23 protein-coding genes and 1 pseudogene are annotated in these 20,334 nt (G+C 68.2%); 12 read left to right on the top strand and 12 right to left on the bottom strand.

Annotated elements, in window-relative coordinates:
* Window positions 1-85: 85 nt before the first annotated feature.
* The 4 genes from AB0B68_RS28600 to AB0B68_RS28585 form a co-directional block, all read right to left on the bottom strand.
* Window positions 86-877, bottom strand: coding sequence for a nucleotidyltransferase domain-containing protein (locus AB0B68_RS28600; protein WP_357264001.1), 792 nt, complete (start codon window positions 875-877; stop codon window positions 86-88).
* On the bottom strand, window positions 877-1,548 hold the full coding sequence (locus tag AB0B68_RS28595) for a nucleotidyltransferase domain-containing protein (RefSeq protein ID WP_357194171.1): 672 nt from the start codon (window positions 1,546-1,548) through the stop codon (window positions 877-879). Before AB0B68_RS28595 ends, AB0B68_RS28600 begins: the two co-directional genes overlap by 1 nt.
* Window positions 1,549-1,634: 86 nt before the next feature.
* Window positions 1,635-2,000 carry a VOC family protein gene (locus tag AB0B68_RS28590; RefSeq protein WP_357263998.1) on the bottom strand — a complete coding sequence of 122 codons (366 nt, stop codon included), beginning with the start codon at window positions 1,998-2,000 and terminating at the stop codon, window positions 1,635-1,637.
* Window positions 2,001-2,084: 84 nt separating this feature from the next.
* Window positions 2,085-2,849, bottom strand: coding sequence for an ATP-grasp domain-containing protein (locus tag AB0B68_RS28585; RefSeq protein WP_357263994.1), 765 nt, complete (start codon window positions 2,847-2,849; stop codon window positions 2,085-2,087).
* 157 nt (window positions 2,850-3,006) lie between these two features.
* Between AB0B68_RS28585 and AB0B68_RS28580 the strand changes: the two genes are divergently transcribed.
* Window positions 3,007-3,546: an RNA 2'-phosphotransferase gene (locus AB0B68_RS28580; protein WP_357194180.1), complete on the top strand. Its 540-nt coding sequence runs from the start codon at window positions 3,007-3,009 to the stop codon at window positions 3,544-3,546.
* A gap of 78 nt (window positions 3,547-3,624) precedes the next feature.
* On the opposite strand, the gene AB0B68_RS28575 is transcribed toward AB0B68_RS28580, so the two are convergent.
* Both AB0B68_RS28575 and AB0B68_RS28570 read right to left on the bottom strand, forming a co-directional pair.
* Window positions 3,625-4,695: a winged helix DNA-binding domain-containing protein gene (locus AB0B68_RS28575; RefSeq protein WP_357194183.1), complete on the bottom strand. Its 1,071-nt coding sequence runs from the start codon at window positions 4,693-4,695 to the stop codon at window positions 3,625-3,627.
* Window positions 4,695-4,880, bottom strand: coding sequence for an epoxide hydrolase N-terminal domain-containing protein (locus AB0B68_RS28570; protein ID WP_357194185.1), 186 nt, complete (start codon window positions 4,878-4,880; stop codon window positions 4,695-4,697). Before AB0B68_RS28570 ends, AB0B68_RS28575 begins: the two co-directional genes overlap by 1 nt.
* A gap of 153 nt (window positions 4,881-5,033) precedes the next feature.
* Between AB0B68_RS28570 and AB0B68_RS28565 the strand changes: the two genes are divergently transcribed.
* Together AB0B68_RS28565 and AB0B68_RS28560 are read left to right on the top strand one after the other, a co-directional pair.
* Window positions 5,034-5,603, top strand: a complete 570-nt coding sequence (locus AB0B68_RS28565) for a WHG domain-containing protein (protein WP_357194188.1) — start codon at window positions 5,034-5,036, stop codon at window positions 5,601-5,603.
* 48 nt (window positions 5,604-5,651) lie between these two features.
* Window positions 5,652-6,053, top strand: a complete 402-nt coding sequence (locus tag AB0B68_RS28560) for a hypothetical protein (RefSeq protein ID WP_357263990.1) — start codon at window positions 5,652-5,654, stop codon at window positions 6,051-6,053.
* Window positions 6,054-6,128: 75 nt separating this feature from the next.
* On the opposite strand, the gene AB0B68_RS28555 is transcribed toward AB0B68_RS28560, so the two are convergent.
* Complete coding sequence (locus tag AB0B68_RS28555) at window positions 6,129-7,187, bottom strand: Glu/Leu/Phe/Val dehydrogenase dimerization domain-containing protein (protein ID WP_357194194.1); 1,059 nt, start codon at window positions 7,185-7,187, stop codon at window positions 6,129-6,131.
* Between the two features lie 107 nt (window positions 7,188-7,294).
* Between AB0B68_RS28555 and AB0B68_RS28550 the strand changes: the two genes are divergently transcribed.
* The 5 genes from AB0B68_RS28550 (at window position 7,295) to AB0B68_RS28530 (ending at window position 12,293) form a co-directional block, all read left to right on the top strand.
* Window positions 7,295-7,753 carry an Lrp/AsnC family transcriptional regulator gene (locus tag AB0B68_RS28550; protein ID WP_357194196.1) on the top strand — a complete coding sequence of 153 codons (459 nt, stop codon included), beginning with the start codon at window positions 7,295-7,297 and terminating at the stop codon, window positions 7,751-7,753.
* A gap of 111 nt (window positions 7,754-7,864) precedes the next feature.
* Complete coding sequence (locus tag AB0B68_RS28545; protein ID WP_030328480.1) at window positions 7,865-8,437, top strand: sigma-70 family RNA polymerase sigma factor; 573 nt, start codon at window positions 7,865-7,867, stop codon at window positions 8,435-8,437.
* A complete protein-coding gene (locus AB0B68_RS28540) occupies window positions 8,434-9,558 on the top strand; it encodes a hypothetical protein (RefSeq protein ID WP_357194200.1) in 1,125 nt (374 codons plus the stop codon). Before AB0B68_RS28545 ends, AB0B68_RS28540 begins: the two co-directional genes overlap by 4 nt.
* Before the next feature lie 314 nt (window positions 9,559-9,872).
* On the top strand, window positions 9,873-10,877 hold the full coding sequence (locus AB0B68_RS28535) for a hypothetical protein (RefSeq protein WP_357263987.1): 1,005 nt from the start codon (window positions 9,873-9,875) through the stop codon (window positions 10,875-10,877).
* Between the two features lie 180 nt (window positions 10,878-11,057).
* A complete protein-coding gene (locus tag AB0B68_RS28530; RefSeq protein WP_357194206.1) occupies window positions 11,058-12,293 on the top strand; it encodes a hypothetical protein in 1,236 nt (411 codons plus the stop codon).
* Between the two features lie 131 nt (window positions 12,294-12,424).
* On the opposite strand, the gene AB0B68_RS28525 is transcribed toward AB0B68_RS28530, so the two are convergent.
* Entirely contained in the window at window positions 12,425-12,823 is a 399-nt protein-coding gene (locus AB0B68_RS28525) for a VOC family protein (RefSeq protein ID WP_357263984.1), read from the bottom strand.
* A 92-nt stretch (window positions 12,824-12,915) separates the two neighbouring features.
* On the opposite strand from AB0B68_RS28525, the gene AB0B68_RS28520 reads away from it, so the two are divergent.
* The gene (locus AB0B68_RS28520; protein WP_357263981.1) at window positions 12,916-13,929 is read left to right on the top strand and encodes a YafY family protein; all 1,014 of its coding nucleotides are present in this window, start codon (window positions 12,916-12,918) and stop codon (window positions 13,927-13,929) included.
* Window positions 13,930-14,104: 175 nt separating this feature from the next.
* Here the strand turns inward: AB0B68_RS28520 and AB0B68_RS28515 are convergent, their stop codons facing one another.
* Entirely contained in the window at window positions 14,105-15,169 is a 1,065-nt protein-coding gene (locus AB0B68_RS28515; RefSeq protein ID WP_357263978.1) for an aldo/keto reductase, read from the bottom strand.
* 76 nt (window positions 15,170-15,245) lie between these two features.
* Window positions 15,246-15,971 (bottom strand): SDR family oxidoreductase, encoded by a 726-nt coding sequence (locus tag AB0B68_RS28510; RefSeq protein WP_357263975.1) that lies wholly within the window; start codon window positions 15,969-15,971, stop codon window positions 15,246-15,248.
* Between the two features lie 72 nt (window positions 15,972-16,043).
* Between AB0B68_RS28510 and AB0B68_RS28505 the strand changes: the two genes are divergently transcribed.
* A complete protein-coding gene (locus AB0B68_RS28505; protein ID WP_357194220.1) occupies window positions 16,044-16,658 on the top strand; it encodes a TetR/AcrR family transcriptional regulator in 615 nt (204 codons plus the stop codon).
* 284 nt (window positions 16,659-16,942) lie between these two features.
* On the opposite strand, the gene AB0B68_RS28500 is transcribed toward AB0B68_RS28505, so the two are convergent.
* Window positions 16,943-17,806, bottom strand: coding sequence for an alpha/beta hydrolase (locus tag AB0B68_RS28500; RefSeq protein WP_357263972.1), 864 nt, complete (start codon window positions 17,804-17,806; stop codon window positions 16,943-16,945).
* Between the two features lie 130 nt (window positions 17,807-17,936).
* Here AB0B68_RS28500 and AB0B68_RS28495 point away from each other — a divergent pair.
* A pseudogene (locus AB0B68_RS28495) lies at window positions 17,937-18,107 on the top strand (manganese catalase family protein); the annotation flags it as partial.
* A 428-nt stretch (window positions 18,108-18,535) separates the two neighbouring features.
* Here the strand turns inward: AB0B68_RS28495 and AB0B68_RS28490 are convergent.
* Entirely contained in the window at window positions 18,536-19,378 is an 843-nt protein-coding gene (locus AB0B68_RS28490) for an aldo/keto reductase (RefSeq protein ID WP_357194226.1), read from the bottom strand.
* A gap of 237 nt (window positions 19,379-19,615) precedes the next feature.
* Here AB0B68_RS28490 and AB0B68_RS28485 point away from each other — a divergent pair, with 237 nt between their 5' ends.
* Entirely contained in the window at window positions 19,616-20,197 is a 582-nt protein-coding gene (locus AB0B68_RS28485) for a type 1 glutamine amidotransferase domain-containing protein (protein ID WP_357263969.1), read from the top strand.
* Window positions 20,198-20,334: the final 137 nt, after the last annotated feature.

The raw sequence follows: 20,334 nt of genomic DNA, 5'->3' as shown, positions 1-20,334 counted from the left end.
TCGTTCTCCACGATGTCCCGGTAGCCGGCCCACCCGGCGACCCGGATCTGCAACTGGCGGACGTCATCGCCGGACCGCCCCTGGCTCAGGGTGCGACCTCATCCCGTTGACTCACGACCCTGGTGGGGAGCCCGTGTAGTCGGGTGCGCACCACCAGGTCGTGCAGGGCGTTCACGGCTGCCGGATCTGCGCGTTCGGGCAAGACCGAGGTGTCCCGGGCCGTCTCCAGCTCGGCGCGCAGCCGCGACACGTCGGTAGCGAGCCACCCTGCAACGCCCGCGGGCAGCGGGCCATGCTCGGCCTTCCGTTTGGCGGCAATGAGATCCGGGACGTAGGACAACCTCGTCCCCAGCACGGCAAGGTTCGTCTCTACGCGGCCGGTCCGCATCAGGTGGATCCCGGTGAGCAGGACCCGCAGCGTATAGAGCGCGGGCTTGAGCTGCCCGGTCCTGGCGTGCAGCCTCTCCTGAGTGGCCGCGAAACCGAGGTAGTGGTGCGCATGGTGACGGGTGACCAGTCGCGGGGCCAGGGCGATGAGTTCGGCGTGCACCGCAGTGGTCACCACCACCAGCGGTGACAGCAGCTGCTCCAGGACGTACCCGTTGCGGCTGTTCAACAGCTTGGCGAACTTCAGCAGATCGTGGCTGACCACGTCCAACTCGACGCCGTCGCGCACGCTCATGTGTTGCAACGTCTGCGGACCGGTGCGCAACCCGACGACCTCCTCGGTCGGGAGCAGGTGCACGGCACGCAGATCCAGATCGGAGTCGATGGACGCGAATCCGTACAGATGCGCACCGCTGACGGTGGCGAACAGCAGCGGACGGGGCAGGTCGCGGGCTGCCTCGGCGGCCCACGACGGCACCTCGGTCGTCACTACAGGTTCCTCTCCCGTACGGCCGCGAGCAGCCGATCCACGTCAACCTGGTCGGGCTGATCGGGCAGCACGGTGGTGGCGGTCGCGTCGGCGAGCTCGACAAGTAGGTCCGCCGCCCAGGCGGCAACCTCATCCCAGGGCAGCTCGCCGCGCCGCACCGCGAGCAGCCGGTCGCGTAGGTGACTAACGTCGACCAGCACCTCCCCCGTACGCAGCACATGCGCCCCGGCGATCAGCAGCCGGATCATGTGCATGGCCTGCTTGTGATTCGTCTCGCCGGTCCGCTCGCGGCGGGCCGCCACTCGGTTGAGCTGATCGCGGGCGTAGTTGCCGTAGGTCTCCGCCACCCGCCTCGACAGGAACGCCTGCCGTGCTGCCAGCAACCATTCCCCGTCGACGGTGATCGTCTCGACCAACGGGGACCAGAGCACCTCCAGAACTGTCGGGTTGCCCTGCAAGGCCAGGACGCAGAAGCGTTCGAACTCCCAGGAGAACTGCTCCGCCGCCGGACCGTCGAGGTGGGTGGGCGGCTTGTCGAGGTGCCAGAACGCTCGTGTGGGCGCTACATACACACCACGCCGGTCGTAGTCGGAGGCCAGGTCGTGCAGCCCGTACGCCCGGGACCCGACCACAACGGCGAGTGCCGTATGCCGCTCGACAAGCTCGATCACGCCCGGGACGCTACCCAATCACCGTCCCGCACGCGCCACCCTTTTCGAACACTCAGCGTCGGTGACCTCGAACTGAACGACGGACGTCATTTTTGGTAGTACTGCACGACGCAGAACTCGTTGCCTTCCGGGTCGGCCATCACCAGAACCGCGCCTTCCGGGTAGTCGTGCCGTTCGCCGGTCCACCGGCCGCCCAGCGCCCCGATCCGGTCCACCGCTTCACCGGCGTCGGCGACAGCGATGTCCACGTGCAGACGCGCCTTGCCTACCTTGGGCTCCGGTACCGGTTGGAACGTCAGCACCGGCCCGCCGTCGGTAACGATGACTCGCCGCCAGCCGGGTAGGGACTCCGTCACCCGGCCACCGAGCACGGCGGACCAGAAGTCAGCCAGCTTCTGTGGGTCTTGACAATCTATCGTGACGCCGGCAAATCGGCCCAAGGTCGTCGTCATGGGCCCCAACGTAGCCGTGCCACAAGACCCTTGTCAGGGAGCACTCAACTCGGCAGATCAGTACACCGGCTTGGACCTACCGGCTCACAGCGCAGCGCCCAGCTGAGGCCGTCGGATGAACTGTCGGTCGCGGGCGGTCACCGAAGCGGTTGGGCCTGCCGCTCGAAGGACGACATCGAGGACCAGGTCGGGATCCGCTACGTAGGCGCCGCTGGCCCATGCGGCGTTTGCCTCGATCACGGCCCAACGACCGTCGACCAGCCCTACGTCGACGACGATGGCGGAGGGCAACGTGTGCCCGTAGCCGGCGATGAGATCGGCGCCGAAGGCTAGCGCGTCGGTCGACGGAGGGCCGAGGTGCAATCGGCCGTGCGCGGCGTACTGACTGCCGGCGTAGACAACAGCGTCGAGCACGTGTAGCCGGTACTCGGCGGTGAAGTCGACGATGTCGCTGACGAGCACTGGAGTCCGCCGGTCGACAGCATCCGGGCCGGGCAGGCGGGAGCCATCCGTGTAGATCATCGCCGGGATGTTCTTGTCATTGGGCGACTTGATGAACGCCGGTCGACGGAGTTCGTAGGCCTCGCCGATGGCGACCAGGGTGATGTCGCGGCGGGTAAGTTCACGAGGAAGCCCAGTCAGCCAACCAGGTTCCGCTTCCAGCGGCGCGATCCCAAGCAACGGTGCGACGACATCCGCGAAGCTCGGTCCCGCATGAAGGTGATCAGCACGCAGCCCGGCGGGCACCTCGAAAGAGCCGAGCTGGACGGTGTGTATTCCGCGTCGATGAGCGGCGTCGCGCAAGCTCCGAGCCGAGGCCGTCAGACGCGGCGGCAGGACAAGTGTCACGGCTGATGATCCTGCCCCGATACGCCGTCACAGTTACAGCGGTTATCAGGCGTCCGGTGCCGCCGGCCACTATGCGACGCCGGGGGTGGGGACACCGGTTCGAACCGCCTCGGGAAACCTCTCGATTCGACCACCGGGGATCGACCACAATGCCACAGTGGATCGCGAGCGCCTGGTGAAGTTGAGCAAACGGATGTCGAAGGCCCTCCGGCACGACCCCGGCCGGGCCGGCCTGGTGCTCGACCCGGCCGGTTGGACTCCCGTCGACACTCTGCTCGCCGCCCTACGGATCGAGCGGGCCGAGCTGGACGCGGTCGTCGCCGGCAACGACAAGCAGCGGTTCGCTGTCGAGCGCGGCACCGACGGTGTGCTGCGAATCCGGGCCAACCAGGGCCACTCGGTCCCGGTGGACCTCGGACTGCCCTCGGTGACCCCACCGGACCGGCTCTATCACGGCACCAGCGCCGACGCGCTGGAGTCGATCCGGGCCACCGGCCTGCACCGCGGCGGCCGGCACCACGTCCATCTCTCCACCGACACCGAGACCGCCCATCGGGTCGGTGCCCGGCGGGCCGGTCGGGTCGTGATCCTCACCGTCGACGCGGCGGCGATGGCCGCCGACGGGCACGTGTTCCACCGCAGCGCGAACGGCGTCTGGCTGACCGACGCGGTCCCTGCCAGCTATCTGCTCGACTGAGCCCTGGCCTGGCCCGGGCCGCCGCGAGGGAGGCTGACGGCTATGCGAGCAGGCGCCGTTCGTGTGCTGTTCTCCTCCTCATTCGAATTCCTCGACGAGCCGCACGTCGGGCGCGGCGTCCGGGTGCAGGAAACTCAGCAGCGCGGCACCCTCGGCGGTCACCGCGTCGCGGTCGGCGGCCGTCAGCGGTACGAAGAGCCGAACGGTGAGCGCCGCGGCTGCGACCGTCCACGCTCCCGCCGTGAACCCGTCGACCAGTACCGCTCTGGGGACCGGACCGTGCCGGGTCACCGCCCGGTTGCGGAACTCGTCGGTGAGCACCCGCGTCCGGTCACGATAGGACAGCAGCAGGTTGTCGAAGTCGTACAGGTACCGCACCGGTGCCGGGGTGCCCGGGTCGGGCCGTGGCGCGTTGGGCAGGTCGACGTACCCGCCGGGGAACGTCCGCAGCCGCGGCCGGAGCCGGTCGACCACCTCGGCGAGGTGGGTGAGGCCGCTCCAGGTCTGCGCGTCGGCCACTGTCGCCGGGCCGTACGCGCCCAGGTAACGCAGCACCAGGTCATCGATCGTCATTGGGTGCAGCGGCGGGTCCGCCCAGACGTCGAGCGGCGCGTGCACGGTACGGCCGCTACAGCCCCACACCCCGCGAGGCGGCGTCTGCACGAGCGGAAGCAGGTTACGGGCCGCGTACGCGAGCGCCGCCGCGTTGTTGTCCGGCCACCGCCGTAGCAGGGCGGCGCCCGTCTCGGCGGGCGTCATCGCCCGCTCGGCGAGCAGGTCGTGCGCGTGCGCCGCCACCGCACCGGTGTCGAGCCCGCGCATCCACCGCCCGTGGGTGTGGTTGGCGAACAGGTCCCGGTCCAGCACCGGCTGTACGAGCGGCCGAATCCGCGCGGCCTCCGCGGCACCGATGACGTGAATGGTGGACCGCATCAGCGCGATCCTCACCACCGCCCGGCTCTCCAGCAGCGTCGCGATGTCAACCGCCCGGAAGTCGGCGAGCCGGCTCCACAGTCCTGCGTACCAGGTGTGCGGGGTTTGTGCCTGCAGCCCGACGAGGTGGGCGAGGGCCGCTGGGACGCTCATGTCGGAGCGGCGCAGGAGCAGCTGGCGGTCGAGCGTGGCCCGGTTCATCGCCCGGCGATCCATCAGCGCTTCTCCCACGCCCGCCGGTCGTACCCGTGCTGCCAGCACCCGGCCAGGACACGGACCCGGGCCGGCGGCACACCGTCGTCGCCGACGCCGGGCAGATCGTCGACCCATCGGGTACGGGCCAGCCGGTTGGTGAGGTCGTCCCGCGGAATATCGGTGCGGAACTCGCGGATCTCGGTCATGCCGTGAACTCTCTCAGCGTCGAGGAGTGGTTCCCAAGTACTGACCGCGCAGGCCGCCATGCGGGAACGGTGCCTCAGTCTCACGCTCGCTGACGGATTTGCCTACAGGCATTAGGCAGGAGCATAGTTGTTGTAGGCAGATAGGAGGGCGTGATGGACAGACCAGGACTGACGCCGGAGCGTCTGACCCGAGCGGGGGCGGAACTGGCCGACGAGGTCGGCTTCGACCAGGTCACCGTCTCGGCGCTCGCTCGGCGGTTCGACGTCAAGGTCCCGAGCCTGTACTCGCACCTCAAGAACTCACAGGACCTCAGGATCCGCATCGCGCTGTTCGCGCTGGAGGAACTCGCCGACCGCGTCGCCGATGCCGTCGCCGGTCGGGCCGGCAGGGACGCCCTGGCCGCGTTCGCTGACGCCTACCGCGACTACGCCAGGGAACACCCGGGCCGTTACGCCGCCGCCCGGCTCCGGCTCGGTCCGGAAACGGCGGCCGCGAGTGCCGGCGTCCGGCACGCGCAGATGGCTCGGGCGATCTTGCGGGGTTACGGGTTGGACGAGCCAGACGCGACCCATGCGGTCCGGATGCTGGGCAGCGTCTTCCACGGCTACGTCAGCTTGGAGCTGGCCGGTGGTTTCGAACACAGCGCTCCCAACGCGCTGGAATCCTGGGAATGGATCGTGGATTCGCTCGACGCGGTCTTACGCAACCGCAGCACTCGCTGACCCGACGACGGCCGCACCACCGCCAGCGGCTTCCAGCGCGGCGCGCCGATGAACACCGAGATCTCGATCGAGAGGCTTGAGGCAATGCCCACCGAACACCAGTGGATCACCACACCGGTCACCGCGGACCTCGTGCGCGGCTTCGTCGATCTGGAGGCGACCGCGCGCGGTCTACTGCCGCATCGGCTGACCGCCTGGGCGCGCCAACAGATCCCCGACGACCAACTGGCCATGGCCGAGGCTCCACGGCGACCGCATCACCCCGGACACTGTGGGGTGCTGGAAGGACTGGGCGACCGGTTGGGACCCGAAGCAGCAGGGCGACGGCGCGTACCTCTTCCGGTACACACCGAGCCGGGGCTGGCGCACCCATGGAGCGGGCAGCGCGTTCAACTGCGCGGACCTGGGAATCACCAGGGACCGGACGACCCGCCACCGTTCTGCTATTGAGCAGCGGATACCGGTGTTCGGGCCGCGTCGGACAGCGGCGGTTGACCATTTTCTCGCGGTCGGCTGGCGGCAGGGTCAGGGGCGGCCGTGCTCAATCTGGTGTCGGGCGCGGGAGCGGGCGGCGGCGGCCGGGGTCGAGCCGGCGGCGCGGGCGGTGCGCAGGATGTCGGTGAGGGTGTCGGCGATGCCGTGGACCCGGGCGGTGGCCTGGGCGGACGTTTCCCGGTGTAGCTCGATGGCGGTGGCGTGGATGATGCCGCCGGCGCTGACGATGATGTCGGGCGCCCAGAGGATGCCGTGCTGGTGCAGCAGGTCGGCGGTGGCCGGAGTGTCGAGTTGGTTGTTGGCCGGTCCGGCGATCGCGGCGCAGCGCAGTGTCGGCACTGTGTGCGCTGTGAGCAGACCGCCGAGAGCGGCGGGGACGAGCACATCCACGTCGGCGGTCAGGCAGTCCTGCGGGCTGGCCCAGGCGGCACCCGCTGTGTCGGCGAACGTTCGCCTGCCCTCGTCGGTGTCGGCGGCCACCAGGGTCGCGCCGGCGTCGGCGAGTATGCGCAGCACGTGGCTGCCGACGCGGCCGAGGCCGAGCACGGCGAAGCTGCGCGTGGACAGGTCGGCTGACCCGAATCGCTCGGCGCACAGGGCATGCAGCGCGGCGACGACGCCGACCGCGGTGTGGCCGGAGGAGTCACCGCTGCCACCGGCCTGCACCGGTCGGCAGAACGCGTGCGGGGTCCGCTCGGCGATCGTGACCATGTCGTCCGGTCCGGTTCCCACGTCCGGGCCGGTGGCATAGGCGCCATCCAGGCCGGCGATGACGTCGCCCACGTCGTGCAGCACCGCCCGACGGGCGGCCGCGTCAAGTGTCCTGCCCGGGGGCAGTGCGATGACGGTCTTGCCGCCGCCGTTGGGCAGCCCAGCCAACGCGCACTTGTCCGACATCGCGGCCGACAGCCGCAGCGCGTCGGTGAGCCCGTCGCGCCAATGCGGGTAGTGCGCGAGCCGGCAGCCGCCGATGGCCTGACCGAGCGCTGTGGAGTGCACCGCGACGACGATCGGCAGGCCCGACCGTACGCCCCGCCTGAGGACGACGTGTTCGTGCATGGACTCGGTGTCGAGATGGGTCGCGACCATGATGGCTCCTGTCGTGTGCTCGCCGAAACGAGATCGACAGTAGGCAGCTGCGCGGCACTGACCGGCTCAAAGCGAACAACGTTCGGAGAAATGGCAAGATTTCGGTCGTGGACGAACTTGATACGGCGATCATCCAGCACCTGCAGACACATGCGCGGCAGACCAACCGCGAACTGGCCCGGGCAGTCGGCATCGCGCCGTCCACCTGCTTGGAACGCGTGCGCGCACTACGGGAACGCGGCGTGATCACCGGCTACCACGCCGAGATCAGCCTGGCCGCCCTCAACCGCGGCGTCCAAGCATTGCTGCACGTTCAGGTCCGGCCCCTGAGCCGCACCGTCATCGACGGCTTCAAGAAATATGCGATGGAGCTGCCCGAGGTGCTGTCGGTGTACGTCGTGGCCGGCGGCGACGACTTCCTCGTCCACGTCGCCGTACCCAGCGTCGACGGCCTGCACTCCTTCCTCATGGACAAGTTCAGCGGTCGCCGCGAGATCGTCGGGTTCCGCAGCTCTGTCATCTATCAACACGCCCGAAAGCAGGTCATCGAACCGCTTGACCCGTAACGCTCGTTCGGTGCGCCCATGCCTACCTCGCCGTCGGACCTCGGCACCTGAACACTTTCCCGCCTGATCGGCAATGTCAGGTTGAAGCGCGGATTTTTGCCGAGGAGGGCCATGGCTTCGGATGCGGATTTGATAGGCCGGTCGCTGGATGGCGATGTCGACGCCTTCGTAGAGGTGGTCGAGCGTCATGAGGCCGCCGTCGGTTCGTACCTCGTTCGCCGGGTTGGGCGGGATGCGGCTGAGGACCTCCTGGGCGAGGTGTGGGTTGCGGCGTTCGAGTCGCGGCGCTCGTACGACCGGTCGTACAACGATGCGCGACCGTGGCTGTACGGGGTGGCATTGAATCGCTTGCGGCGCTACTGGCGGTCCCGGCCGGCCGAGGACCTGGTCGCGGACGTACCGGACGTGGCTACTGGATGGGATCCGTGGTCGGCGGTGGACCTCGGCGTGGACGCCCGGGCGGTGCTCCGGTCGGCCCTGACGCGGCTCAAACCCGAAGAGCGGGAGGTCCTGAGGCTCGTCGCCTGGGAGGACCTGACCGCAGCCGACGCCGCGCGGGCACTCGGCATACCGGCCGGCACCGCGCGGCGGCTGCTGAGCCAGGCCAGGACGGCATTGCGCGACGCCCCGGGGGTGTCCGCGCTTCTGAAGGACCGCAACAGCGCGAAGGAGAGACACCGATGACCGACGAGCTCGATCTGGTCGGTGCGTTGGGCAGCGCGGAACCACTACGCCCGGAGGCGTATCAGCGGGCGCGGGCGGTGCTGCGGGCGGCCATGGCCGACCCCGGAACCGTGCGGCTGCTGGGGGCGGTATCAGCGGAGGACACGACTATGGAGGCGACTTCAACCATGGAAACGACGACAACCACGCGGGAGCAGCGCCGCCGCCGGGTCGGTATCGCGGGCCGATTGGGCATCGGCGCCGGGGTGGGGGTTGCCGCCGCGGCGGCAGTCGTCGCTGTGGTGCTCAACTCGTCGGCGACCGGGGTCACGGAGGCCAGCAAGGATTCGTCGGCCGCCACCTCAAGCTCGACCACCGTCGACCGGCCTGCCGAGCGCGCGCCGCTGATGACCCTGGCCGGGTCCATCAAGACGCTCACCCCGTCAGCGGGCGACGCGTGGCTGGTGAAGGCGACGCAGGTCCACGGCACCAAGACCATGCAGGTCGTGTACACGCTGTACACCGACGGTCACGCGATCTATTCGGGCAACAGCGTGCGGGACATCAAGCGCGCGATCGCCCGTCACCAGGATCAGATGACGGACGGCGGCTACGCTCCGCTCCTCAAGGCAGCCGTCGCCGCAGCGGACAGCAGCCCGGCCGACGGCCGGACCCAGATGCTCAAGGCAGCCGAGGACCCGCTGGTGGGCCTCGACCCCGCAGCGCAGAAGGCGGTGTGGGACAAGCAGCAGGCGGACGCCCAGGTGATCATCAAGCAGAAGGGCGGCAACGCCGAGCCGAAGCCGTACAGCCCTCAGGCCGTTCAGCGGCACTTCGACAATGCCCTGTGGACATTCAGCATCGAAGCGCTGTCCGCTGGCGACGGCAACACGCAGGTCCGGGCCGGTGTGCTGCGTCTGCTGTCCACCATCGCCGCGGTCAGCGTCAAGGACTCGACCACCCACGGCAAGGCCACGCTGACGATCACCGCCGGCCCCGAGGTGTTCGGCGGCGAGGTCAGCGAGGTGCTGACCATCGACGCCACGACCGGCATGCTGGTCAAGCACGTCTCCACCGTGCCGGACCTCCCCCGGGCCTCCACGACGTACGAGTCCTCCCGGGTGACGACGGCCGACCTGTAGGCCGGGAACTCGAACCCAACAGCGTTCTGCAGACGGGCGTAACGCGCCCAGCGTTCGATAACGGTGCGGGCCACCTGGAGGTGGCCCGCACCGTCGTTCTGTTGTTCGCACGGCCAATGTTCACCCGACAGAAGGCTGCTCACCATGCGGCTGGCACAGACCATGTGGGGCATCAGCCGGCATTAACATTCACTCGTCTCGAACTGCGGTCCGATTCGGGTCATGGCCGGCAATTCGGCCGACGCGGCGCTCTCCCGGGCGCCCTTCCTCAACACTGAAGGAGTCGATACGTGCGGAAAGCATTCAGCATGCTCGTGGCGCTGCTGATCATCACCGGCTCCGCGCAGGCCGCGCAGGCGGATGCGGGGCCGGTGACGAGACTGACGCTGACGAGCGGGAACAACTTTTACTCAAGAGTCGAGGAGCGCCTCCTGAGCCGAACGGTCACGCTCTCGGCCGGAGAGTCGAGGCACGTACGGGGCCGTCTTGAGGCGACGAGCAGCGTCACGCAGATCGTGGCGATGAACAACACGCTCAAGTGCGTGGACGCAGCCGGCACCGTGGTCGGCACCACCTCAACGTCGTCCCGCAACCACGAGGGCTCGGACACCACGTACTACGCCACGCCTGGGCATCTGCCGATCTACGCCGACCTGCTGTTCACCGCGCCGTCGGCCGGCACCTACACCTGCGGCCTCTACGGATACACGGCCTCCAGCTCGCTCACCGATTACCATCTGACCGCCGTCGCCACCAACACCTGGCTTGAGGTGAGCGACACCAACCAGGTGGGCGCACGCTGGTGGCAGAACCCCTCCTGCAACAGCACCGGGACGTCCAGCACCTGCACCTACGTCGGCGCGGGCACCTCCACGGCCTGGGTGTTCTACAACGACGGCACGCCCGTGTACAAGTGGAACGCGCACAGCAACGCCACCAGCGTCCAGGCGCTGGCCAATCTCGAGCTCACTACCTGCTACACGGGTACCGCCTCGTGCAACAGCAGCGTCGACGCCTACGAAATGCCGCGCGGCACGAACGCTGTGGTGGATGTGCGCTTCGAGATGATCCAGCTGGACACGACGGCGCACACCTGTCGCACGACGAGCACGGCGACGTCCCGCAAGACGATCCGCGACGACGCGCACCACTACGTCACGAACTTCGCCCTGTCCGGCATCCCGGTCGACCCGACCTGCGGCACCCGTACCTTCATCATGCGGATCTTCGTGCAGCACGTCTCCGGCAACCCGATCAAGATCGATGGCGTACAGAGCACCACGTCGCTCACGAACGGCATCGCCATGAACATTTTCTGACGGGTCGCACGGTCGTACACCGGTCCAGGAGCCCTCCGCGTGGGGGCCCTGGACCCATTTCGTGTCTGGACGAATGAAACAAGTCAGACTATGTCGTTTATCAATGCGTGGGACATCGCCGCCGCGATCGGGACTATACGATCACCGCACCATCCGGGCACCTTCCACTAAGGAGGCTCCATGCGTAAAAGCATGGTGTTGCTCTGCTGCCTAGTCACCACGATCGCGGTCACATCGTCCCCCGCTCAGGCGAAGGAGTCTTCGGCCGGGCCGGCCCCGCAACCCGGCTTTGCCGCAGCAGTCGACGTCGAGGCGATGACCGCGCAGTTCCACCGACTGGAAGCCGCTGCCGCCGCGCACCCCGACGGCGCGGGCGGCACCTATTTCGACGAGGTGACCGGTCAACTGGTCGTCCGCCAGGTACAGAACGCCGACGGTGCCCGGCTTCGCTCCGCGGTCGGCTCCCGCTCGCGACAGGCGGGAGAGGTCCCGGTCCGGTTCGAGACCACTGCGGTACCGATCAAACGGCTGGAAGCCGCAGCCGAGCGGCTGGCAAACAGCCGCGCCTGGGCTGGCTCCCACGCCGCCAGCGTTGACCGTGTGAAGCTGGACCGCCTGGCCGGAGAGGTCGTCATCCACGCTTCCGGGGACGCGGACGCACTCGTCGCCGCCGCCGTCAAGGCTACCGGCGTGACTCCCCGGGTATCGGTCTCGCAGGCCGGGATCACGCCCGCCAGCCGCCGGGTTGACACCATCCCGTACTACGGCGGGTTGGCGATGTTCAACTACAACGTCACCGCCGCGGGGGACAACCCGCGTAGCGTGAACGCGTACTGCACGACCGGCTTCCGGATGACTCGCGGGGGAACGAACAGCAACTGGGTGACGACCGCTGGGCACTGCGGTGCCAATGGCACCACCTTCTGGCACAACGGCGGCTGGAACCTCCGCGTCAGCTCGAACTACCTGGCCCTGGGCACGGACGTCTCCATGGTCGCCGGCGAGAACGGGGCCTACTTCAGCCGGTACTCCTGGTTCGGCGAGCGCGACACGTCGACAGCCAACCCGGTCACGGCGAAGCTGACCGGGTGGCCCGCCATCGGCTCCGCCGTCTACATTTCCGGCTCCAACGGCGGCCTGGTGTACGGCAAGGTCACTGACACCGGCAACACCGGATGCAGCGGCTCCCCGGTGGTGGAGGTCGACACCGTCACCGGACACGCGCAGGACGGTCCCGTGCTCGGCGGTGACTCGGGCGGACCGGTGACGAGGTGGAACACCGCCACCTCAGCAACGAACGACCTCGTCGCCGAGGGCAGCGTCACCTGTTCCGACCGTAGTAGTTACGCCGAGTTCGACCCGATCCACCGCATCGAGGCGGCGACGGGCGCCGTCGTCGTGGTCGCCGGAACCTGACGGAAGCTTGTGCGGGCGGTGTGCTGACTGACGCCGCCCGCACACCACCGCGACGTTCTCACCGCCCAACGCCGCGAACGCGCACCCGTACGCCGGCCTGCCGGGGGCACCTGGCGGGGGCCGCACTGTCGTCAGCGAGCATATTTTTCGATGGCGGCCGGGGTCACTGGGGTGAAAAAGTTGACGAGGTTGCCGTCGGGGTCGCGGAACAGCAACGACCGGTTGCCCCAGGGCATCGTGGTGGGCTCGTTGACGAAGTTCTCGACGAAGCTGGCAAGGTTCTGATGCGCGCCATCCACGTCGTCCACGAGGAATTCGATGATGACGGTACGGTTGTCGGCCGGACGGGCGGCGCCAGGCGCGAACAGCGGGACGGTGCGGGTGCTGCCGATCGCGAGGGTCGCGGTCGTGGTCCTGACCTCGGCGAAGTCCTCGTTGGCCCAGCTCGCCTGCACTCCCGTGGCTCGCTCGTAGAAGTCGACGAGGCGCGCGACGTCGTCCGTGATGATGCGGGTCGAGACGAAGTTCATGGTGATCCCCTTGTTCCGGTGGAGCCGTTCTACCTCGCATGCTAGGACCAATACCGGACAGAAACGGTCCACATTTGCGCTATGTTCCACGCATGGCTCGACCTACCGCTCGCGTGCTCACTCTGCTGGAGCTCCTACAGTCGGGCGGCAGCCGGACGGTGGCCGAACTCGCCGACCGGCTCGGCGTCGACGGGCGCACCGTGCGGCGGTACGTGGACCACCTGATCGAGCTCGACGTGCCCGTCGAGTCGGTGCGGGGCCGCTACGGCGGGTACCGGCTCGCTGCCGGATACCGCATGCCTCCGCTCATGCTGGGCGACGACGAAGCACTCGCCGTGCTGCTCGGCCTGGTCGCCGGTCGCCGAGCGGGGTTGATGACGGCGACGGGCACGGCGAGTGAGACGGCGGCGGCGAAGATCCGGCGGGTACTGCCCAAGCGGCTCGCCCACAGGCTCGACACTGTGCTCGAATCCCTCACCTTCACGGCTCCGCCCGGCGAGTTCGCCGTCCCGGAGACCGTGATCCTGCTCTCTCTCGCCGATGCCGTGCACCATCGTCGGCCGGTCTCGATCACGTACACCGCCGCCGACGGGCGGCACAGCGAACGCACCCTGCACCCGTACGGGCTCGTCGCCCACTCGGGCCGGTGGTACGTCACGGGCGCGGATCCCGAGATCGGCGAAGACCGGACGTTCCGGTTGGACCGCATCGCAGACGCGAGGACCCTGCCCGGCGCGTTCGAGCCGCCCGCCGGACTCGATCCGGCGCAGCGCGTCCTCTCAGGGCTCGCCAAGGCTCCGTACCGGCATCAGGTGACACTCTGGATCCAGGGGACGGTCGAGCAGATCCGCACCCGATTTCCCGCCAGCGTCGCGAGCGTGGAGGAGCCCTCGTCCGGGGGAGATGCAGATCCGGAGACCGAGCGCTGGCTCCGCGTCGAGCTGTGGGCGGAGCGGCTCGACTGGTTGCCTCCGGTGCTCGCGTCGCTCGACCAGCCGTTTGTCATCGAGCGACCGGATGACCTCCGCGGTCTCGTCATCGCGCTCGCCGACCGGCTTGCGACCTCCGCCCGAGCAGTCCGCCTCACGCATGACGGCAGCCCGTGATGGCCGTGCGCTGGGCGCGGTGAACAACACGGCCAGGCACGGCAGGCCGCCGCCGCCCCGGGAACCACCAGATAGTCGTGCGTCAGATCGAGGTGCCGCCGACACCTCGGCGAGTCGGCAACCCTACGGCTACCGGCTCGCCGACGCCGGCCCTCATCCGAATCGCGCCGTGGTGTCAGCGGTGGTTTGCGAATGTGATTTCGCCACGGGTTTGGGCTCTGATGTGGTCGCTGGCGAGCATCGCGTGCGGGAAGCCGAGCTCGATGGCGCTGGCTTGGTCGAGCCGAGTGAGCTGCGACGGCGTGAACTCGACCTCCAGTGCGCCGAGGTTTTCCTGTAGCTGTGCTGATGTACGGGCACCGATGACTGGGGAGGTCACCGCGGGGTTCTGCAGGGTCCAGGCCAGGCCTACCTGAGCGGGCGTGCGGTTCAGTTCGCTGGCGATCTCTTTGACCACGTCGACGATCGCGAGGTTGCGTTCGGTGACCCCACCGAGTGCCAGATTGAAGCCCTTACGGGCGCTTTCGGCGGCTGCGGCATCTGGCGTGGCCAGGTCTTGGCGGCTGTATTTGCCGGTGAGCACCCCGCCGGCGAGTGGTGACCAGAGGACCGTTCCCAGCCCCAGTTCCCGGGCCATGGGAAGCAGGTCGCGTTCGGCGGTGCGTTCGATCAGGTTGTACTCCAGCTGCACCGCGGCCAGCGGCGACCATCCGCGCAGGTCGGCGATGGCGTGCATGCGGGAGATCTGCCAGGCCGGGGTGTTGGAGATCGCCACGTACAGGACCTTGCCTTGGCGGACCAGGTCGTCAAGGCCGCGCAGGATCTCCTCCACGGGTGTAGTGAAGTCCCAGACGTGCAGGTAGAGCAGGTCGATGTAGTCGGTCCCCAGCTGTCGCAGGCTGGTCTCGACGGCGCCGTTCAGGCTCTTGCGGCTGGCACCGCCGGAGTTTGGGTCGCCTGGGGTGCGCAGTGTCGTGTATTTCCTGGCCAGCACCAGGCTGTCCCGGCGGCCGCGGGCGAACTCGCCCAGCATCCGCTCGGAGGTGCCGTTGGTGTAGGTGACAGCGGTGTCGATGAAGTTGCCGCCACGCTCGACGTAGAGGTCGAACAGCCGGCGCGCCTCGTCCTTTTCGGCGCCCCAGCCCCAGTCGTTGCCGAAGGTGGCAGCGCCGAGCGCGAGCGGTGAGATCCACAGCCCGGAGCGGCCGAGTTGGCGGTAGGTATCGAGCGTGAGTGACATCAGGTTCTCCTGAGCTGGTGATGGCATGCGGTGAGAAAAGCCAGGTGTGCCGCGGCTGGTTGCGCCGAGGGAACGGTCAGGCGCTGAGCCCGTAGCCGCCGGCCACGACGATGTCCTGTCCGGTCAGGTAGCTGGCGGCGTCCGAGGCGAGGAAGGCGACGACTTCCGCGATCTCCTGGCTGGATCCGAAGCGCTCGAACGGGATGTTCGCGCGCATGGCGTCGCGTCCGGCTTCGGGAACTCCGAGCTTGTCGAAGAGCGGGGTGGCGATCGCTCCGGGACTCACGGTGTTGACCCGGATCCGGCGGGGGGCCAGTTCGAGCGCGAGGGAGGGCAGCATCGCCAGCAGCGCTCCGCGAGTTGCCGCGCCCATCGTTGCGCCGGGACTGCCGCGCCGGGCGCCGATCCCGACGGTGATGACCACGGAACCGCCGTCGTTGATCAGGGGGAGCGCCTTCTGGAGGGTGAAGTATTGGCCCTTGAAGTTGATGGCGACCTGTTCGTCGAACGATGCCTCAGTCACCTCGGCTACCGGTGCCGGGCGGAAGACTCCGGCGTTGAGGAACAGCAGGTCGAGGGAGCCGAAGTGGTCGGACACAGTTTGTACGAGTGCGTCGGTGTCAGCGAGGCTGCGCGCGTCGGCGCGGGTTACGAGCACGTTGTCGGGGAGTGCGGCTTTCGCCTTGGCGATCGTGTCGGGGTTCTGACCAGTGACGGCGACCTCGTACCCCCGGGCGTGCAGTAGCTCTGCGGTGGCGAGGCCGATCCCGGAAGTTCCGCCGGTGATGAGCGCTGTGGGCATGGTGGCTCCTCAGGTCCGAAACGGGGAGATCCCCGCTTAGCCTGGCCTACACTAAACGGGGATGCCCCCGTTTTGCCAACCCTGACCCAGCCCGACTCCGCGATTGTGATGACCATGACTTCTCGATCGGCCGGTCTGCGCGCCGACGCCCGCCGCAACCGCGAACACCTGATAGCCATCGCGGCTGAAGCCTTCGCTGCCGGCAACCAGACGATCTCGCTCGACGCGATCGCCAAACGCGCCGGCGTCGGCAGCGCCACCCTCTACCGCCACTTTCCGACGCGCGAGGACCTGGTCGAAGAGATCTACCGCGACCAGATCCGCCCGCTACACGAGGACGCCCACGCCCTGCTGGCCAGCCAGCCACCGGACCGGGCGCTACACATCTGGATGGGCCGGTTCGCCGCATGGGCCACCGAGCGGCGCGGCATCTGTGAGGCCCTGGCCGCCATGAGCGCCTCGGGCCGCTTCGGCACCGGCCCGGTCTGCGACGAGGTCCAGCAGATCCTGGGAGAACTACTGAGCGCCGGGGCACAGACAGGACACCTGCGCGCCGACGTCGACCCGATCGATGTGGGAAGCATGCTCGCCGGCTTGCTCTCCGTAGCCGGCACTGCGGAACATCGCCCCCAGTTCGACCGCATGCTCGCGATCGTCGTCAACGGCCTGCGGCCCGACGGGTCATGAGTGCGGGCAGTGCGGAAGGCCGATGTCGACATAGGACGAGGCACTCGGTACGACAGCAATCGTTTACCTTGGCTAGTGCCGCCTTGACGGCGCACTGACGGGTGGGAACCTGCTGTTCGGAACATCAGGCGGCCGGAAGTCGCTGTCAAGTCGCAGTCAAGCCCGCTGACGTAGCCTGCGTTCTTCGCAACCTCTCTGCACTAGGAGCGCCGCTGCGCCCGTGAGCAATAGGCCGTATACCCAGCGGTGACCTCGTGGTGGACCAGCGCGGCGGAGTGAGACTGTCAGGTGAGAAAGTCCCGCAGCGCTGTGGTCAAGCCGTCGGGATTCTCTTCAGCGACGTGGTGTCCGGACTCAATCGGATGACCACGAAGATCATCGGCCCACGCCGCCCAGACCGTGAGCGGATCACCGTAGAGGTTCTCCATGTCGTCCCGCGTGGACCAGAGGAAGAGCGTCGGGCAGCCTACGGTGCGGCCCGCGTGCCGGTCGGCTTCCTCGTGCTCTCGGTCAACTCCGAGGCCAGCGCGGTAGTCCTCCAGCATCGCCCGCACCGTGGCTGGGTCGTGGATGGCCTGCCGGAACTCCTGGTAGTTTTCGGCTCCCATGCTGTCGGGCCGCGCCTTGCTGGCGTACCACGCGTCGGGATCGGCGTTAATTACCCGTTCTGGCGTGTCAGCCTGGGCGAAGAAGAACCAGTGGTACCAGTCGCGGGCGAACGTGGCGTCGCACCTCGCGAGGGCCTCGCTGATCGGCACGCCGTCGAGCACGACCAGATGGCTAACTGCGTGGGGATGGTCCAGTGCCAGGCGTAGCCCGACGTAGGAACCGCGGTCGTGCCCAACTACGGCGAACCTCGGGTGGCCCAGAGCATTCATCAGCCGGACGAAATCCGCTGCCACTGCTCGCTTGGACTGCTGGGAGTGGTCGGGGAGGATGCGCGCTTTTCCCGACTGTCCGTAGCCGCGCATGTCCGGACAGACAACGGTGAACCCGCGTTCGACCAACTGCGGCGCGACCCGATGCCACGTCGAACCGGTACGGGGATGGCCGTGAATGAGAAGAACCGGAAGGCCCTGTCCGGCGTGCCGGACTCGTAGCTCCACTTCCCCGACGTCGATCCGCTCGTCCGTGAAGTCATCGAACATGACAGACAGGTGTCCAGACGGACCGTCGGGCAAACTCCCCTTTTCGGCAGATTCGGATGCTGTGGGTGTATGCCTGCACCCATGGCGTAAGTCCTGTCGCCGGTGGCCCCTGGGAAGGCGGGTTCGGCAGCGCTCCAACGTCGCCGCCGAAGCTCAGAGCCGCCTCCAGACCAGCCGGGTGCTGAACATGACCGACGACCCCGGCGTCAAGGAGATGCTCCGATTCAACCCGGCCCGCGATACCTACCACCAACAGCAGTGGCTGCTCGGCATCGAACAGCTCATCGAGGACGGCTTCAGCGACCCGACGCGGGCGGGGCACACGCCCAGGGCGTCACCAACGTCGTCCGCAAGGTCAAGATGCTCTCCAGTGACCGCGGGTGCCTGCGCGCCTCCACCCTCTCGAAAGGAAGACCGGGAGCGGGCAGAGCAAGCCGAGGAGACGTGACGTCCTTTGTCAGAGCCGGTGACCCCGCCAGGCGTGCGTCCGTACGCGATGCCCGGGGCACCGCTGCTTGACGCTTCTAAGCATCTGGCCGGAGGTGCAGGACTTCACTGGTCTCGATCAGTTGCTTCGACTCTCGCAGCGCTGCCCGGATCGCCTGTTCAGGATCCCGACCGGTGAGCCGTCGGGCCGCGGCGGCGGCAGTGAGTCGGGCGCCGTCGCGCAGCCGTACGGCGATCTCGGTCCCCCGGCCGGCCCCGCCTGCACCGAGACGGCCGCCGGCCCTACAACATCTCCAGTGGTTGTGGGCCGGTAGGTGGCGGGAATGCCATGTCGAGTGCCGTGATGTCCTCCTCGGTCAGGTGCAGGTCGCGCGCTTCCGCGTTCTCCCGGGTGTGTTCCGGGTTGGACGATCGAGGAATGGCCGCAACCATGTCCTGCCTCAGCACCCAGGCCAGCGCGACCTGAGCGGGCGTCGCCCCGTGCCGCGCGGCGACCTGCGCGACCTGGTCGTGGCCGAGTAGTCTGCCCTGTTCGATCGGGGAGTACGCCATCACCGGAATCCGGTGTTCACGTAGCCAGGGCAGCAGGTCGTACTCGGGGCCGCGGCGGGTGAGGTTGTACAGGATCTGGTTGGTCGCGCAGTCGTTCCCGCCGGCCTCGAGCAGCTCGGTCATGTCGGAGAGGTCGAAGTTGCTCACGCCCCACTGTCCGATGTCGCCGGCGTCGACAAGTTCGGCGAACGCCTCGATCGTCTCCGCGAGTGGATGGTTGCCGCGCCAGTGCAGCAGATAGAGGTCGATGTGGTCGACGCCGAGTCGTTGCAGGCTACGGCGGCAGGCCTGCACGGCCCCCTGGCGGCTGGCGTTGGACGGCAGCACCTTGTCGACCAGGAACACATCGTCGCGTCGTCCGACAATGGCCTCGCCGACAAGCTCCTCGGAGGCGCCATCGCCGTACATCTCCGCAGTGTCGATCAAGGTCATGCCCAGGTCGAGGCCGGCGTGCAGGGCGGCCAGCTCATCCCGTCGCTTTGCGGGACGCTCACCCAGGTACCACGTGCCCTGGCCGAGCACGGGCATGGTCTGGCCGGACGGCAGTTGGATCGAAGCGGTAGGGAGTGTCATGTCGGCCTTTCCGGGGCCTCGGCGCCAGTGGGGTCAGTGCGCGTTACCCGCATCGACAGGAAGCAGTCTCCGTAGGGCGACCTTTCCTCCGCAGAGCTGCCTGATCGGCGAGCAGGCCCATCCGTCCGCCCGTAGGAGCCTTCGATGACCTGTTTCCCGGTTCTGACACCGGGAAGGCGACCGCGAGCGAACGATGCGCTGCCGACGGCGCGGCGCCGCGATGGGAAGGCCGCCACAATGGCGCAGAGCCAGCAGCCACTGACCGGCAAACGAATCGCTTGTCTCGCCGCGGACGGGGTGGAGGACGTGGAGTACACCCACTCCCGAGCCGCCGCAGAGCAGGCCGGCGCCGAGGTCCACCTGATCTCACTGGATTCCGGTGAGATCCAGTCGATGAACCAGGACATCAACCCTGCCAACCACTACCGGGTGGACCGGACTGTCAACGAGGCCAGCGCGGCCGACTACGACGCCCTGCTGCTGCCGGGCGGGACGGTCAACCCCGACCGGCTTCGGATGAACCCACAGGCGATGGACTTCGTTCGGGCGTTCTTCCAGCAACAGAAGCCGGTGGCGGCGATCTGCCACGGCCCGTGGTCGTTGGTCGAGACCGGCATGGTCAACGGCCGGACCGTCACCTCGTTCCCCAGTCTGCGGACCGACATCCGCAACGCGGGCGGGAACTGGGTGGACCAACAGGTACAGGTCGACAACGGCCTGGTCACCAGCCGCAACCCCGGTGACCTTTCGGCCTTCTGCGCCAAGATGGTCGAGGTGTTCGCTCAGGGCGAGAACGTCCGCCAGACGGCGACGGCTTGACGCGACGGGGCTCAGGATCCGGCGCATCGGGGCGGGCCTGGGCCCCCACAGCGGTGGCATCCCTGACGCCGCGCTGAGCAGCGGAACAGGGATCACCTCCATACCGCGACCGATGCGCGGATTGAGGTGATTTCCGA

The sequence above is a fragment of the Micromonospora sp. NPDC049049 genome, assembly GCF_040649115.1.
Lineage (GTDB): Bacteria > Actinomycetota > Actinomycetes > Mycobacteriales > Micromonosporaceae > Micromonospora.
Note: the sequence above shows the minus strand (reverse complement) of the source record. Positions and strands in the feature narration are given on the sequence as shown.

Excerpts from the sequence above, each read along its gene's own strand:
- AB0B68_RS28590 (WP_357263998.1), bottom strand. The coding sequence starts at position 2,000 with ATGACGACGACCTTGGGCCGATTTGCCGGCGTCACGATAGATTGTCAA.
- AB0B68_RS28575 (WP_357194183.1), bottom strand. The coding sequence starts at position 4,695 with ATGGATCGCCGGGCGATGAACCGGGCCACGCTCGACCGCCAGCTGCTC.
- AB0B68_RS28570 (WP_357194185.1), bottom strand. The coding sequence starts at position 4,880 with ATGACCGAGATCCGCGAGTTCCGCACCGATATTCCGCGGGACGACCTC.
- AB0B68_RS28565 (WP_357194188.1), top strand. The coding sequence starts at position 5,034 with ATGGACAGACCAGGACTGACGCCGGAGCGTCTGACCCGAGCGGGGGCG.
- AB0B68_RS28560 (WP_357263990.1), top strand. The coding sequence starts at position 5,652 with ATGAACACCGAGATCTCGATCGAGAGGCTTGAGGCAATGCCCACCGAA.
- AB0B68_RS28555 (WP_357194194.1), bottom strand. The coding sequence starts at position 7,187 with ATGGTCGCGACCCATCTCGACACCGAGTCCATGCACGAACACGTCGTC.
- AB0B68_RS28545 (WP_030328480.1), top strand. The coding sequence starts at position 7,865 with ATGGCTTCGGATGCGGATTTGATAGGCCGGTCGCTGGATGGCGATGTC.
- AB0B68_RS28540 (WP_357194200.1), top strand. The coding sequence starts at position 8,434 with ATGACCGACGAGCTCGATCTGGTCGGTGCGTTGGGCAGCGCGGAACCA.
- AB0B68_RS28530 (WP_357194206.1), top strand. The coding sequence starts at position 11,058 with ATGCGTAAAAGCATGGTGTTGCTCTGCTGCCTAGTCACCACGATCGCG.
- AB0B68_RS28525 (WP_357263984.1), bottom strand. The coding sequence starts at position 12,823 with ATGAACTTCGTCTCGACCCGCATCATCACGGACGACGTCGCGCGCCTC.
- AB0B68_RS28520 (WP_357263981.1), top strand. The coding sequence starts at position 12,916 with ATGGCTCGACCTACCGCTCGCGTGCTCACTCTGCTGGAGCTCCTACAG.
- AB0B68_RS28515 (WP_357263978.1), bottom strand. The coding sequence starts at position 15,169 with ATGTCACTCACGCTCGATACCTACCGCCAACTCGGCCGCTCCGGGCTG.
- AB0B68_RS28510 (WP_357263975.1), bottom strand. The coding sequence starts at position 15,971 with ATGCCCACAGCGCTCATCACCGGCGGAACTTCCGGGATCGGCCTCGCC.
- AB0B68_RS28500 (WP_357263972.1), bottom strand. The coding sequence starts at position 17,806 with ATGTTCGATGACTTCACGGACGAGCGGATCGACGTCGGGGAAGTGGAG.
- AB0B68_RS28490 (WP_357194226.1), bottom strand. The coding sequence starts at position 19,378 with ATGACACTCCCTACCGCTTCGATCCAACTGCCGTCCGGCCAGACCATG.
- AB0B68_RS28485 (WP_357263969.1), top strand. The coding sequence starts at position 19,616 with ATGGCGCAGAGCCAGCAGCCACTGACCGGCAAACGAATCGCTTGTCTC.